This is a genomic window from Bacillus sp. WMMC1349 (assembly GCF_013155385.1).
Lineage (GTDB): Bacteria > Bacillota > Bacilli > Bacillales > Bacillaceae > Bacillus.
Genome location: NZ_JABJUQ010000007.1, coordinates 1,869,368 through 1,882,831, shown reverse-complemented (window position 1 = coordinate 1,882,831; position 13,464 = coordinate 1,869,368). Strand labels below are relative to the sequence as shown.

At 37.8% G+C, this 13,464-nt stretch carries 14 protein-coding genes; 7 read left to right on the top strand and 7 right to left on the bottom strand.

Annotated elements, in window-relative coordinates:
- Nucleotides 1-55 precede the first annotated feature (55 nt).
- The 3 genes from HOO54_RS12025 to HOO54_RS12015 all read right to left on the bottom strand — a co-directional run bounded on the left by HOO54_RS12025 (nt 56) and on the right by HOO54_RS12015 (nt 2,545).
- Nucleotides 56-307 carry a YnfE family protein gene (locus HOO54_RS12025; protein WP_172295527.1) on the bottom strand — a complete coding sequence of 84 codons (252 nt, stop codon included), beginning with the start codon at nt 305-307 and terminating at the stop codon, nt 56-58.
- A 100-nt stretch (nt 308-407) separates the two neighbouring features.
- Nucleotides 408-1,874, bottom strand: coding sequence for a cellulase family glycosylhydrolase (locus HOO54_RS12020; RefSeq protein ID WP_253907786.1), 1,467 nt, complete (start codon nt 1,872-1,874; stop codon nt 408-410).
- A 299-nt stretch (nt 1,875-2,173) separates the two neighbouring features.
- The gene (locus HOO54_RS12015; protein ID WP_172295523.1) at nt 2,174-2,545 is read right to left on the bottom strand and encodes a DUF1360 domain-containing protein; all 372 of its coding nucleotides are present in this window, start codon (nt 2,543-2,545) and stop codon (nt 2,174-2,176) included.
- 152 nt (nt 2,546-2,697) lie between these two features.
- Between HOO54_RS12015 and ric the strand changes: the two genes are divergently transcribed.
- Nucleotides 2,698-3,411 (top strand): iron-sulfur cluster repair di-iron protein, encoded by a 714-nt coding sequence (gene ric, locus HOO54_RS12010; RefSeq protein ID WP_172295521.1) that lies wholly within the window; start codon nt 2,698-2,700, stop codon nt 3,409-3,411.
- 52 nt (nt 3,412-3,463) lie between these two features.
- Here ric and HOO54_RS12005 read toward each other — a convergent pair whose 3' ends face one another.
- The 3 genes from HOO54_RS12005 to HOO54_RS11995 all read right to left on the bottom strand — a co-directional run bounded on the left by HOO54_RS12005 (nt 3,464) and on the right by HOO54_RS11995 (nt 6,897).
- Nucleotides 3,464-5,818 carry a nitric-oxide reductase large subunit gene (locus HOO54_RS12005; protein ID WP_172295519.1) on the bottom strand — a complete coding sequence of 785 codons (2,355 nt, stop codon included), beginning with the start codon at nt 5,816-5,818 and terminating at the stop codon, nt 3,464-3,466.
- Nucleotides 5,819-5,942: 124 nt separating this feature from the next.
- Complete coding sequence (locus HOO54_RS12000) at nt 5,943-6,620, bottom strand: Crp/Fnr family transcriptional regulator (RefSeq protein WP_216664765.1); 678 nt, start codon at nt 6,618-6,620, stop codon at nt 5,943-5,945.
- Nucleotides 6,621-6,654: 34 nt separating this feature from the next.
- Nucleotides 6,655-6,897, bottom strand: coding sequence for a DUF2164 domain-containing protein (locus HOO54_RS11995; protein ID WP_172295517.1), 243 nt, complete (start codon nt 6,895-6,897; stop codon nt 6,655-6,657).
- A gap of 123 nt (nt 6,898-7,020) precedes the next feature.
- Between HOO54_RS11995 and HOO54_RS11990 the strand changes: the two genes are divergently transcribed.
- Together HOO54_RS11990 and HOO54_RS11985 are read left to right on the top strand one after the other, a co-directional pair.
- Entirely contained in the window at nt 7,021-8,205 is a 1,185-nt protein-coding gene (locus HOO54_RS11990; protein ID WP_172295515.1) for a nitrate/nitrite transporter, read from the top strand.
- 121 nt (nt 8,206-8,326) lie between these two features.
- Entirely contained in the window at nt 8,327-9,040 is a 714-nt protein-coding gene (locus HOO54_RS11985; protein WP_172295513.1) for a fumarate/nitrate reduction transcriptional regulator Fnr, read from the top strand.
- A gap of 223 nt (nt 9,041-9,263) precedes the next feature.
- Here HOO54_RS11985 and HOO54_RS11980 read toward each other — a convergent pair whose 3' ends face one another.
- Nucleotides 9,264-9,986, bottom strand: coding sequence for a YwiC-like family protein (locus tag HOO54_RS11980; protein ID WP_172295511.1), 723 nt, complete (start codon nt 9,984-9,986; stop codon nt 9,264-9,266).
- A gap of 128 nt (nt 9,987-10,114) precedes the next feature.
- On the opposite strand from HOO54_RS11980, the gene HOO54_RS11975 reads away from it, so the two are divergent.
- From HOO54_RS11975 to HOO54_RS11960, 4 genes are all read left to right on the top strand, one after another.
- Nucleotides 10,115-10,576 (top strand): cyclic nucleotide-binding domain-containing protein, encoded by a 462-nt coding sequence (locus HOO54_RS11975; RefSeq protein ID WP_172295509.1) that lies wholly within the window; start codon nt 10,115-10,117, stop codon nt 10,574-10,576.
- Between the two features lie 107 nt (nt 10,577-10,683).
- Nucleotides 10,684-11,796 carry a TIGR04053 family radical SAM/SPASM domain-containing protein gene (locus tag HOO54_RS11970; RefSeq protein WP_172295507.1) on the top strand — a complete coding sequence of 371 codons (1,113 nt, stop codon included), beginning with the start codon at nt 10,684-10,686 and terminating at the stop codon, nt 11,794-11,796.
- Between the two features lie 82 nt (nt 11,797-11,878).
- Nucleotides 11,879-12,121: a DUF1858 domain-containing protein gene (locus HOO54_RS11965; protein WP_172295505.1), complete on the top strand. Its 243-nt coding sequence runs from the start codon at nt 11,879-11,881 to the stop codon at nt 12,119-12,121.
- Complete coding sequence (locus HOO54_RS11960; RefSeq protein ID WP_172295503.1) at nt 12,118-13,356, top strand: DUF438 domain-containing protein; 1,239 nt, start codon at nt 12,118-12,120, stop codon at nt 13,354-13,356. Before HOO54_RS11965 ends, HOO54_RS11960 begins: the two co-directional genes overlap by 4 nt.
- Nucleotides 13,357-13,464 lie beyond the last annotated feature (108 nt).

The following is a 13,464-nucleotide window of genomic DNA, read 5'->3' as shown; positions in this document are numbered from 1 at the left end:
AACATTTGACACATTTCAACCAGAAATTACCTCGAAAGAAAGATATTTTTCGACATTAGACCGATGAAATTAATTCATGATACACGGTTTCTAATTCCTCAATTGAAATATCCCCATATACACACTTGATCACAGCATCAGTAAACTCGTCATAGTCATCATCTGTAGAAAAGCTTTGCTGAAGTTCCCTCTCATAATGCTTGATTTTTTTCTCTATGTCTGGCTCTTGGTCCGCATATTCAGTTTTGTTGATGATCTCATTCCTTTTTTTCACAAGTCTTATGTACTGTTTTAATGTCTCGTTCATTTTAGTCACCTCAAGAATTGTTTTTTCTAATATTCCAGCATTAAACGTTTTATATCCATAAAAAAGAGCCTCCAACTTAGTGGAGAGCCCTATTTCAGTGCTATTTTGGTTCAATCCCCCAAACTAGCTTTCCGTTTTCATGTAATGTAATGTTTTTTGTCTCTTTAAATGTGTTGGTATTTGAAAAAGAATAATCATCACTTTGAGTGTATGGACTCCAATCATCATTGTGAAGACGAGTTTGAATTTCTCCTGTACTTGTTCCAGGTTCCAATGTCCCGTTTTTGAAACTGATTTCTAGATAAGAATCTGCACTTTCTAAAGAATGATTTAGTTTTACAAATTTGTGTGTGATATTTCCGGAGCCGATCTGTGCATAATCACAGTCAAAATGCTGAGTTTTATTTTTTGCTTTATACCAGTAGCGAACTGTTATATCCTTTAAGGATACAGTTTTTTTACTATTATTTATAATATTGAACTGTGGTCTGATTTGGTTTCCGTTTACATTTTGATCCCCTGCCTTGTATTGAACAGATAGGCTACTATTTTGTTGTGTTTCCTTGTTCTGATCAGGCTTTCTCAAATCGGAATCATTAGGATTTAAATGTGTAGACTTACGGATACTTTTTTTGATAAATTGACCAGTCAGAGACAAATTAGATTGGGACCAGCCGCCTGTTCTAGATGCCCCAGGTTTTAAGGCTGCTGATGATTCTCGTTTATCAGAAAGATTCCAGTTTACCCAACTGATCTTATTATGATCTAAAAATTTCAACCATTCTTGTGATTGCTTAAGGAATACCCCTCCATTACCAGAAGCATCACTTGTTCCCCATTCGGTTACAAATAGCGGTGCTCCTTTACGAAGTGCATGATTTGCTTTATCTCGTAAAGACTGACCGTGTGTGCCTGCATAAAAATGAAGCGCATACATGACATTGTCATCTTCTAGTGGATGTTCTGCTGCTATATCAACATCCTGACTCCAGTTGCTTGTTCCAACAATAATGATGTTATCCGGGTCATTTTTTCTGATAACTGAAGTGATTTCTTGAGCATAAGGTCTAATATCACGGTTCCATGTCACATTTCCATTTGGTTCATTGGCAATCTCATAAATGACATTTGGTGTGTTACCATAAAGCTTTGACATTTCTTTAAAAAATTGTTTTGCTTTGTCTTTATGCTGATTTGGATTACCATCATTTAAAATATGCCAGTCAATAATAACATAGATTCCCAGCTCTTTTGCCGCCTCTACAGCTTCTTTTACTTTATTTTTAACAGAAGGATTATCTATATATCCCCCATCAGCCGTATACATTGCGGCACGGAAAACAGTAATTCCCCAATCATCTCTCATCCATCTCAAACTGCTTTTGTTAACAAATTCACCGTACCACTGCAAACCATGGGAACTGATCCCTTTCAACTGCACCGCTTTCCCATGTTGATTGACTAGCTGTGTTCCTTTGATCGTCAGTTGGCCGTTAATTGCTACTGGTGTTTGTGAAGCTGCTACTGCCTTCGGCGATAAAAAACTGCAAATAACTAGTGCTACCATTACCAAGTATGAACTTACAACAGTAACTGGGTGTTTGAATTGTGTCATAATTTCCTCCCATGCTTATTTTATCTGTCCGGTTGATTGTAAATAATCTTGTCATGAATTGTCTATCAACCATATTTCATGTTTTTACAACTCTTAAAAATTGATCTATATCCTCTTTTTTCGTTCGATTCCGGTGGTTAAAGACCTAAAGGTAACACATCTAATTGGTTTTTTAGTGACTTTTTAAGTCTATTTTCCTTTTATTCAGAATGTAAAAAATATTTAAAATAGACCACTCATGTTTGAATGGTCTATTTTTTAAAATCAGATAAAAAACTGATCAGTTTTGTTCCGACACCGACAAATGTTTCAAGGATTGCCTGTGCACCAGCGATTGACAAAATAAAAATCAGGGGAATACTGATTTTCGGAATAAATAGATAGCCCAGACCAATGATAAGTGCACACCAAATCCCCGCACACCAATAACAATTTAATAAATAACCAAATTTCGATTTAGGCACTTTCTCGATATTGGTATGGCCTTGTTGATCTATTGTTTTCTTTTTCTTCATAAATGGTTTGCGAATAAATTCAGTAATTTTATCAAAGACAATTAAATGTGTTAAGCGATAGCTGGCCAGAATGAGTATCGTAAACGTAAGCCATGAAATATGCTCCATTTCGAGCCTCCAAACAAATGAGAGTTATGTTTAGCTATTCCCCTTTCATCCTGACTTATTTGCAATTTTTTCTTTATGTGATCTAGATCACGATCCTTCTCAGGTGAAAAAGATACAGTTAATCTATAAGCAACTAGAGGAGGTTTTTTAAAATGGAAGCCCTATTTGACAGAAATACAAAAACCGGTGACATTGTGACACGTTTTCCGAGAGCAAGTCAGCTTTTAAAGGAGTATCGAATTGATTTTTGTTGTGGAGGAAATCGCCCGATTGCTGAAGCGATTGCAGAACAAAATCTCAATGAAGAAGAAATCTTAACAAAGATCAATACACTATATCAAGAAACAAAAGCTTTGAACGAAAAAGAAACAGATTGGAGCCAAGTTCCATACTCACAGCTGATCAATTATGTCATCGATACGCATCACGCATATTTAAATGAAGTGTTACCTGAATTATCTGGATTTGTCACAAAAGTCTACCGAGTTCATGGCGTTCATCACCCTGAACTTGCTCAAGTCCACCAATTGTTCCACCAACTAAAAGCTGAATTAGAACATCATCTCATTCAAGAAGAAGAGCAGATCTTTCCTAAGATCACAGCCTATGAACAAACCAAATCAGAACAGCATCTAACTGAAGCTGTTCAAGCCATTGATATTTTGGAACAAGAACACGAGGCTGCCGGAAACATCTTGAAAGAATTACGTCAAGTAACAAATGATTATGCCCTACCTGAAGGTGCTTGCACAACATATACACTGACTTATTTGAAACTTGATGAGTTAGAATCAGACCTTTTTCAGCATATTCATTTAGAAAATAATATTTTATTTCCACGTTTAGAGGCTGAAGCAAAACGTTAATATTGATAAAACATATCCCCCTGTAGATACTCCACAGGGGGATACTTGTTTTTTAATCTTCTGAAGCTATGTCTTTCACAGGTAAAGTTTCTCCATCATGATGTGTCGGTTTACGTAGATGGAATAATGCTTTGATGCTAAAAATGAGTAATATCACGATACCTACTAAAAAGATCGTATCTGGTATAGAACGTAGCGTCAACAATGTTTGAACGGTGTTCTGTTGTAAAAATTCTGGTGCTCGTGAGCTCCAGTATCCATCCTCAAACGCTTTTTTCAATTGGATGAAACCGATGGGAAGCAAACTCATAAAGACCATTCCAAACAATCCAATATTTAGACTCCAACAAGCTATTTTTAAGAACTTGTCATTCCAGAATTTCGGTTTGACAATATTACGCAATGAATACAGCCATACGGCAATAGCAAACATTCCGTATACCCCCATCATCGCTCCATGACCGTGGGCAGGTGTTAAAAATTGACCGTGCTCAAAAAAGCTGACAGCAGGTAAATTGATCAAAAATCCTAAAACACCTGCACCGACAAGATTCCAAATTGCTGTCGAAATTAAAAACCAAAATGTTGATTGATATGGAAAATCAACACCGCCGTCTTTCATCATCTTATATTGTTCATAAGCTTCCAGAACGAGTAATGTCAATGGAATCACTTCCAAGCATGAAAAGACAGAACCAAGGCCGATCCAAATTTCTGAAGATCCATTGTAATAATAATGATGACCAATCCCGATTACACCACTTCCAAGCAGAATGGTTAGTTGAAAGTAGAGAGCCCTGACCGTTGATTTTTTTGTCACCAAGTTCATTTGCACTAATAAAAAGCCGATGACAACGACAGCAAACACTTCAAAAATTCCTTCTACCCATAAGTGAATGATCCACCACCGCCAAAAATCGGCCATCGTGATGTTTGTACCGGGATCAAATAAGAAAGCTGCCCCATAAAACAGGGGAATGGCAATTGATGAATAAAACAACAGATGGATTAATCCACCCTTATCTGTCTCTCTTTTTAAACCGCTTTTAATTCCCCTAAAGACGATAACTAGCCAAATCAGCATGCCAACAGCAAGAATGACTTGCCAGAAACGGCCGAGTTCAATATATTCCATTCCTTGATGGCCAAACAAAAACCAATTGTTTCCTAACCATCCTTTGGCTCCAAGCCATTGGCCGATGATACTACCGCCAACAAGAAAGATCAATGCCCAAAAGAGAATATCGACCAATAACCCCTGTTTCTTCGGCTCCCTTCCTCCGACAAGTGGAGCCACAAAAATACCCATACCGAGCCATGATGTGGCAATCCAAAAGATGGCTAACTGCAAATGATAACCTTTTGAAATACTAAACGGAAGCAGTTTTCTAATCCAATCAATCCCAAAAAAGCTGTCCGGTTCAATATAATAATGAGCCAGCAATGCCCCAAGCATCGCTTGAACAAAAAATAACATTGAAACAACCGCAAAATATTTTCCTGTCTTCACTTGTGAAACCGTTAAAGGCTGTTTTTCTAAATGAAAGACTGGAAATTCGCCATCTTTATAGGCTTCTTTCATTCCAAGTTTGTAGCGGTAAAACAAAAACAAGATGATCCCAACAAACAAAATCAGGATCGTCACACTTGCACCGCTCCACCACACTGCAGAAAACGACATAATATTGCCAGCATCTTTATCATAAGGCCAGTTATTTGTATATGTAATGTCATCATTTGGTCTTTCAGTACTGGCCAACCACGCTGTCCAAAAAATAAAATCAGAGATTTGTGTCAGTTGGTCTTTACCCGCAACCCATGCTCTATCATGATCAGGCATATGACTCTCTTTTATAAGTCCACCTTCAATTCCCCAACCGTCTCCATTTGTGAACACATCACGGTAGTGCGAATGAAGTTTTTTCAAGCCGTATACTTGTGCTTCTGTAAGCTGTAATGTATCTTTACTAGCATTATAGCGATTTTTCCGCATTTCTTTTATCACATGGCTGCGGATGATGGACTGATTTTCTTCTGATACGTTTTTAAACCGTTGACCGAATTGTTTTAGAGCCTTATAATCCTGCATCCCTTCTCTATAAATCTTTAAGGCTTCTGCTGTATAATCAGGTCCCATATAAGAACCGTGACCTAAAATTGTTCCATAATCCATCAGAGCATATTTTTGAAAAACAGCTTGTCCCCCTTTGATTGACGACTTTGTCATCAACACTTCCCCATTTGGATTTGTTACTTCAAGAGGTCGCGGCGCCAATCCTTTGAAAATCCAATAGCCTCCCAGCAGGAGCACCGTGAAACTGCCGATAAGTGTAAAGACAAGAATTGACTTCAAAAAGCCGTTTTTCGCTGTCTTCTTTACCGAAACCGTTTCCCTTTGAAGTTTCATCTGATTCACTCCTTTCTTTTTCAAGTCTAAGATACGAGATAGACAGTTTCTCTATTGTGAACCAGATCACTAAAACGATGGCAATTTTGTGAACACTAAAAAACAGGTTTCCTACGAAACCTGTTTATCTAGTATATTTATTCAATTCACTCATATCATGAATGAATATTCCATTTCTGTCGGATGAAATCAGTTTTTTCTTTTTCATTTCATTTAAGGTACGGTTGATCGTTTCTCTTGACGTTCCTACCATATTTGCAAAGTCTTGATTTGTAATTGGAAAATTGATATAAATGCCGTTTCCTTTTTTTACCCCTTGTTCAGCTGCCAGTTTCATTAAAGCATGTGTTAAACGATAGTGTACATCTTTAGAAATAAAGCCTTGAATTCGTTCTTGTAAATCAAGAATTTTTTTTCCCATCACTTTCATCACTTTTATCGTCATTTGCGGGTATTGGATGAGAAGTTTGTCAAAATCGGCAATTCTAATCACCACTAGTTCTGTTTCTTGGACCACTTCAGCTGTTGCTGGATATGGTGACTGATCAAAAAAACCGACATGCGGAAACATATCTCCGCTTTGGAGAAGCGATATCACTTGTTCATTGCCTGTTTCATCAATTTTATATGCTTTGACAAGACCTGTTTTGATAAAAAATACCGCCTCGCGTTCATCGCCTTCCATAAACACAAACATTCTTGGCTGGTAGCTTCGTTTGACCGAAATTCGTTCAATATGTTCAAACTCTTCATCATTCAACCCGCTAAAAATCGGAAACTTTCTCAAAAATTCCACTAACATCAATCCCTTCTTTTATCAACATAAGGGCCTGCTTTTATGAAAGACGTTTTTCAAGTGCAAAAAGCTCCTCTTCAATAGCGGCTGCCTTATCTTCTACTACTTTCCGGCTATCTTTTATCGCCTGGTTGTAAAAATAAGGACCTAGTTTTTCTTTTACAAATTCAAACGTTTGAATCGCGGCAATCTCTCCGACTTCTTCACCTCTTTCTTCAAAATAAAAGCGTTTAATTTCATTCATGATGGTCTGCTTTTCTTCTTCACTAATATGTAGAAACAAAATAACATCACTCCTATTCTAGATTGATTACGTGTGACTAATTTCACACTGTAATTTTTATACTTCTTGTAAAATAAACATGCAAATTCAATATATCTTTTCCTTTGAAAGGAGTAAATCTGTATGGGAAAACACCAAAAAATACAATTGCCACTGCAATCATTTAGTTTAGTGGCAGGATTTATGGTATGGGTTCTGATATCATCTTTAATGCCTCACATTAAACAGGATATCGCCTTAACCGAAGGTGAGATCTCTCTTGTTACTGCGATTCCAGTTATCCTAGGATCCTTGCTTCGAATTCCACTAGGGTACTACACGAACAAATTTGGTGCAAGGATCACATTTTTGATCAGTTTCATTCTGTTGATCTTCCCAATATTCTGGATTAGTATCGCTGATTCATTAACTGATTTGATCATCGGCGGCTTTATTCTTGGAATCAGTGGTGCCGTCTTCTCGATTGGGGTAACGTCTCTCCCTAAATATTACCCTAAAGAAAAACATGGTTTTATTAATGGAGTCTATGGAACAGGAAACGTCGGAACAGCCATTACTACTTTTTCTGCTCCCGTTGTCGCTAAAGCCGTTGGCTGGGAAAACACTGTGCGGATGTTCATCATTTTAGTCGCTGTTTTTGCTTTATTGAATTATGTGTTCGGAGACCGAAATGAAAAAAAAGTCACGGTTCCTGTTTCAGAACAGATGAAAGCTGTATATCGAAATCAGAAATTATGGTTTTTAAGCCTGTTTTATTTTATCACATTCGGTTCATTTGTGGCATTTACCATCTACCTCCCCAACTTTCTTGTTCATAACTTCGGGCTTGATCCCGTTGATTCAGGTCTCAGAACGGCAGGTTTTATCGCAGCAGCAACGTTTCTTAGACCTGTTGGGGGATGGCTTGCAGATCGATTCAATCCACTTAAATTGTTAATGTATGTTTTTGCAGGCTTCACTTTTTCAGGAATTTTATTAGCCTTTTCACCAAACCTTGGATTGTATGGCTTTGGGGTGTTATCTGTTGCGGTGTGTGCAGGGATCGGAAATGGTGTTGTTTTTAAATTAGTACCATTCTATTTTTCAAAACAAGCCGGAATTGTAAACGGTATCGTTTCAGCAATGGGTGGTCTTGGTGGCTTTTTCCCGCCTTTAATTCTAACAACAGTTTTTCAAGCGACCGGTCATTATGCAATTGGGTTTATGGCTCTGTCTGAAGTAGCATTAGCCAGTTTCGTCATTGCAGCATGGATGTATTTTCAGCAAATGAGGCAAACATCGACAAAAACAAATTCTTACGAATCATAAGTCCATTTATAAGACGTTCATCACATGTTCACAATTTTGTAGTAACTATAGATGCGCCCAAACATAATTAACGTTAAAATAGTACTGCTTTGAATACTCTCTTTAAAAGGGGTGGCGCTCAATGAATGTATCTGTTCGAAAATCTGACACAGATTTGCTCTCAGCAGATCTACTTCATTTATTAGAATCGATCAGTACGAAAAAAAAGATACGACAAAATACATACCTTTTTCAAGAAGGTATGGATGCAGAAGAACTGTATCTCATTCATTCAGGACTCGTTCAAATTGGCAAATTAACGTCTGATGGAAAAGAACTGACACTGAGAATGTGTAAGCAAAATGATATTGTTGGAGAGTTGACACTTTTTACTAAGGATGCAAAGTATATGCTGAGTGCAATGGTTCTCTCAGATGGCGAAGTATCGGTGATCAATAAAGGAAGACTGGAGAAAGAATTGATACAAAATGGAGCCTTAACATTTGAGTTTATGAAATGGATCAACACTCATATGCGGAAAATTCAATCGAAGATCCGTGACCTTCTTTTAAATGGTAAAAAAGGTGCACTATACTCTACACTGATTCGCCTAACGAACAGCTATGGTATCAAACGCAGTGACGGTATTTTGATTAATATTGTGCTAACAAATCAGGAACTGGCGAAGTTTTGTGCAGCTGCCCGGGAAAGTATTAATCGCATGTTAAATGATCTTCGGAAGAGCGGTGTCATTTCAATCGAGGAGTCTGGAAAAATCGTTGTCCATCAGCTTGATTTTTTAAAACAGGAAATTGACTGTGAACACTGTCCAATTGAAATATGTAATATTGATTAAACAGGAAAATCTTCTCGAGCTGTCAAGAACATCTTGGCAGTTTTTTCAGCTTGACTATTGTATTTTTGATCTTACACAAATGGAAAGTTGGGGAATTTGCTCGCTTTCCGCGGGCGATCCGCGAGCCTCCTCGGAGCTCGCCTGGCTCGCTGTTCCCACAGGAGTCTCGCAATTCCCCTGATTCATGTTGATAATGGACTTTTTAGACAGCGCCTTTCTTCTATTACCTGCTTAACAAAAAGATACTCATCACGATTAGAAAAATAGAAGAATTCACTAATTCGTAGATCCCGATTTTCATGATAGACAGCTTCTTTCCATAGAAAAACCAGGCTCTTAAACTGCTGGGGATAAAACTGAAAACCGCCCAGCCAGCACCTAGCATCACTGCCAGAAAAGGTAGAATGAGATGATATCCCCATGAACAAAATTTAAACTGTTTATTATTTTTCTCACGAATCATGGATTTCACATAAAAAGCACTGCCCATAAAGAATAAAATCGATTGGATAAAAATGAACCAGGCCCAGCCATCTAGTCTCCCCTCACCAACCCAGTAGCTCGCAAGTCCGCCCACACTGAAAACAATGATCGCCACAATATCATTTACAAAAGCCCTGTCACGATTCTTTTTAGCATAATAAAGGTTGACAAGAAAGAATGGAATGAGTGAAAAACCAAACAGAATGAGCATTGGAACAGCCCATACAACGATCAATAAACATAAAATAGAGATCATCCCATAGATAGCAGCCCATTTTCGATAAAAGGCGATGTTTTTCCTTTTGACCAGCATCATCACAGGAAATGTTGCTAGATAGAGAAACAGCCATCCAAAAAATAACGGAATATGTTTAACATCAGCCTCTCCTCCGATTATGCCAAGAAAAAAAGGAATCACCAACATGGCCCATGCACCATGTTGTTTCGGTATAAAGATTTTCATAAAAAACCTCCCTTCTTGTCTATTACAATATAAAAATTTTACCTTTGTCAGTGTGAAGTATATCACTGCTAAGTCCCATTAGTCATTCTATACTGTAGCTAGACTGCTAGAAAAAGGAGGAAGTTTTCATGGACTATTTACTATTTCTCAAAAGTCTTCCTATGTTTCTTGGGGTCCCCCTCCCCATCATCAAAAAATTATTGAAAAACGGGAAAGTGATTAACTTGACTGCACCTAATGATAGTCGATCATTCCTTCATCCCCAATCTGTCTATATTGTAGTAAAAGGAGCGATCCATTTTTTAGACAGAAGACTTCCTGACCAATTCCGCACCATCGCTGAATGGAAGAAAGGTGATGTTTTTCCGATCGACCAAAAAGGAGAACCTTTTTTATCTCCGTTTATTTCTGTCAAAACTTCCACTGAAACGACCATCCTTGAAATTCCTCTAACCATATGTAAAAAAATGATGACATATAATCACCAATTCCAAGTTAACTTTCTTGTTTTACTCCATCGTAATTATTCCTTTTCCTATCAAATGTTTTCACGTTATCTATATTCTTCTTTAGAGGATATCAATTCATAAGGGAGTTCTCTCCCTTCCTCACCATTCAAACTGTGATCTAGTTAACTTTGCCAATCAGATATTTCCGCTACGATAGATGAAAAAGAGAATGAAAGGACAGATCATTCATGATACAGTGTGATTTTCAGAAAGCTCCGTTTATTGTCATTTGGGAGTTAACAAGGGCTTGTGAACTCAAATGCCTACACTGTCGGGCTTCTGCACAAAACTGGCGCGATCCGAGAGAACTCTCACTAGAAGAAGGGAAAACATTAATCGATCAAATATATGCCATGAACAATCCCCTTTTAGTACTAACAGGCGGAGATCCATTAATGAGAGAAGATGTCTTCGATATCATTCAATATGCGGTTGAAAAAGGCGTTAGAGTTTCGATGACTCCAAGCGCGACCCCTAATGTCACAAAAGAGGCGATTCAAACGGCGAAAAAAATCGGCTTATCTCGCTGGGCCTTTAGTCTGGACGGGCCGAACCGCAAGATTCATGATCACTTCCGAGGTACAGATGGATCTTTTGATCTGACGATGACAGCCATTCGTTATATTCATGAATGCAACTTACCATTACAGATCAATACTGTCATTTCAACCTATAACATTGATCATTTAAATGAGATGGCAAAGTTGATTGAAGAACTAAATTGTGTATTATGGAGCGTGTTTTTCCTTGTTCCAACCGGGCGTGCTAAACGAGAAGATATGATCTCCCCTATTCAACATGAAAAAGTTTTTCAATGGCTCTATTCATTGGCGAAGAAAGTACCTTTTGATATTAAAACAACAGCAGCTCAACACTATAGACGAGTCGTCATTCAGCAAAAAATGCGGGATGCGAAAGACCCACATATGAAAATTCGCTATGAGAATGCCTTACAAAAAGGCAAAATTGATGTTGTTGGCGGCTTGGGACGTGCTCCTAAAGGAGTCAATGATGGAAACGGATTTTTATTCATTTCGCATATCGGTGATGTTTATCCAAGTGGTCTGCTGCCTGTAAAAGCAGGAAACATTCGTGAACAGCCACTATCAGACATTTATTGCGAGTCAGCGATTTTCAAGGATTTGCGAAATCCAGATGGATTTAAAGGAAAATGCGGTGTCTGCGAGTTCAGGCATGTATGTGGAGGTTCACGTTCTCGCGCATATGCACTTACAGGAGATTTTCTAGAAAGCGATCCTAGCTGTGTCTATATTCCAAAAGCTCTGCGAAAAAAAATGTGATCTATCTCACAATTCACGTCATGTCCTTATATTATCTTTATACATGAGAATGATCATCAATTTCAAAAGGATGTGACCCTTTTTGAAAAAAATCCTTTATTTAAATGATACAGTCTATGAACTATGTACTTCTTATCCCGAGTTAAAAACCTTGATGAAAGAACTCGGTTTTGAAAACATTACAAAACCAGGAATGCTTGAAACAGCTGGACGTATCATGACCATTCCAAAGGGAGCACGAATGAAAAAAATCGATCTTGACCATGTCATCAATCAACTAAAAGAACATGGATTTGATCCTGTTTGGAAAGGAGAAACACAATGAGTGAGATTATCAATAACCGAGAAACCTCAAATATGTCTAATGATAGAAAACAGCAATTGAAAGAGATCATCTTGGATCTTCATAAAGGAAAATCTTTTGAAGAAGTTCAAGACCGGTTTCAACAAACTTTTGGAGCTGTTAACGCGGAAGAGATTGCCCAGCTTGAACAAGCATTAATGAAAGAAGAAGGCATCAAATCTGAAGAAATTCAAAAGCTTTGCACCGTACATGCAGCAGTTTTCAAAGGTTCAATTGAGGACATCCACCCTACCGAAGCTGGTAAACAACCCGGTCACCCGGTTCATACGTTTATAAAAGAAAATAAAGAAATCGATCTTCTGTTGAATTTTAAAATCCAGCTTCACATGGATCGCTTTATGAAAGAAGACAACCAAGAAAATATTCTCAAGCTGATCGAAGATTTGAATTTGTTAGCTGATGTTGATAAACATTACAGCCGAAAGGAAAATCTCCTGTTCCCCTATCTTGAAAAGTACGGGATCACTGGACCGAGTCAAGTCATGTGGGCAGTTGACGATTTTATTCGCAAAAGCATCAAAGAAGTGAAACGCTTATTGGAACAATACACCCCACACAATAAAGAGGCTGTCATTCGCGAACTCGACTTTATTATAAATGAAGCAACAGAGATGATCTATAAAGAAGAGAATATTTTGCTGCCAATGGCTCAAAGGACATTAACAGAAGACGAATGGTTAAAAATTGCCGCAGAAAGTGATGAAATCGGCTATTGCCTAACTGCTCCTGAAACTGTTTGGAAGCCTGAGCGTCACCAGCTTAAAACAAACAGTGAAACAGTTGACGGTTATGTCAAACTTCCTACTGGCGTTCTATCTTTAACACAACTTGAACAAATCATGAACCATCTGCCTGTTGATATTACATTTATCGATGAAAACGATGTTGTCCGCTACTTCTCTCATGGTAAAGAACGGATTTTTGCCAGAACAAAAGCTGTCATCGGTCGCACCGTTCAAAACTGTCATCCACCGGCAAGCGTTCATATTGTGAACCAGCTTCTTGATGATTTTAAATCTAACAAAAAAGATGTTGAAGACTTTTGGATCAAATTCAAGGATAAGTATGTTTATATTCGGTACTTTGCTGTTCGTGACGAAAACAACAACTATATTGGAACTTTAGAATTCACACAAAACATTGGACCAATTCAAGAAATCACCGGAGAAAAAAGAATCTTAGACAAAAATGAATAAGTAGCAAAACAGCCTGATTCCTAGTTAGTTTGAATCAGGCTGTTTTTCATGGAAATGAAATTGTGACAAAAATGTGAAACGCATGAATGATGTGACAAAGTTAACAAG

Excerpts from the sequence above, each read along its gene's own strand:
- HOO54_RS12025 (WP_172295527.1), bottom strand. The coding sequence starts at position 307 with ATGAACGAGACATTAAAACAGTACATAAGACTTGTGAAAAAAAGGAAT.
- HOO54_RS12020 (WP_253907786.1), bottom strand. The coding sequence starts at position 1,874 with ATGGTAGCACTAGTTATTTGCAGTTTTTTATCGCCGAAGGCAGTAGCA.
- HOO54_RS12015 (WP_172295523.1), bottom strand. The coding sequence starts at position 2,545 with ATGGAGCATATTTCATGGCTTACGTTTACGATACTCATTCTGGCCAGC.
- ric (WP_172295521.1), top strand. The coding sequence starts at position 2,698 with ATGGAAGCCCTATTTGACAGAAATACAAAAACCGGTGACATTGTGACA.
- HOO54_RS12005 (WP_172295519.1), bottom strand. The coding sequence starts at position 5,818 with ATGAAACTTCAAAGGGAAACGGTTTCGGTAAAGAAGACAGCGAAAAAC.
- HOO54_RS12000 (WP_216664765.1), bottom strand. The coding sequence starts at position 6,620 with ATGTTAGTGGAATTTTTGAGAAAGTTTCCGATTTTTAGCGGGTTGAAT.
- HOO54_RS11990 (WP_172295515.1), top strand. The coding sequence starts at position 7,021 with ATGGGAAAACACCAAAAAATACAATTGCCACTGCAATCATTTAGTTTA.
- HOO54_RS11985 (WP_172295513.1), top strand. The coding sequence starts at position 8,327 with ATGAATGTATCTGTTCGAAAATCTGACACAGATTTGCTCTCAGCAGAT.
- HOO54_RS11980 (WP_172295511.1), bottom strand. The coding sequence starts at position 9,986 with ATGAAAATCTTTATACCGAAACAACATGGTGCATGGGCCATGTTGGTG.
- HOO54_RS11975 (WP_172295509.1), top strand. The coding sequence starts at position 10,115 with ATGGACTATTTACTATTTCTCAAAAGTCTTCCTATGTTTCTTGGGGTC.
- HOO54_RS11970 (WP_172295507.1), top strand. The coding sequence starts at position 10,684 with ATGATACAGTGTGATTTTCAGAAAGCTCCGTTTATTGTCATTTGGGAG.
- HOO54_RS11960 (WP_172295503.1), top strand. The coding sequence starts at position 12,118 with ATGAGTGAGATTATCAATAACCGAGAAACCTCAAATATGTCTAATGAT.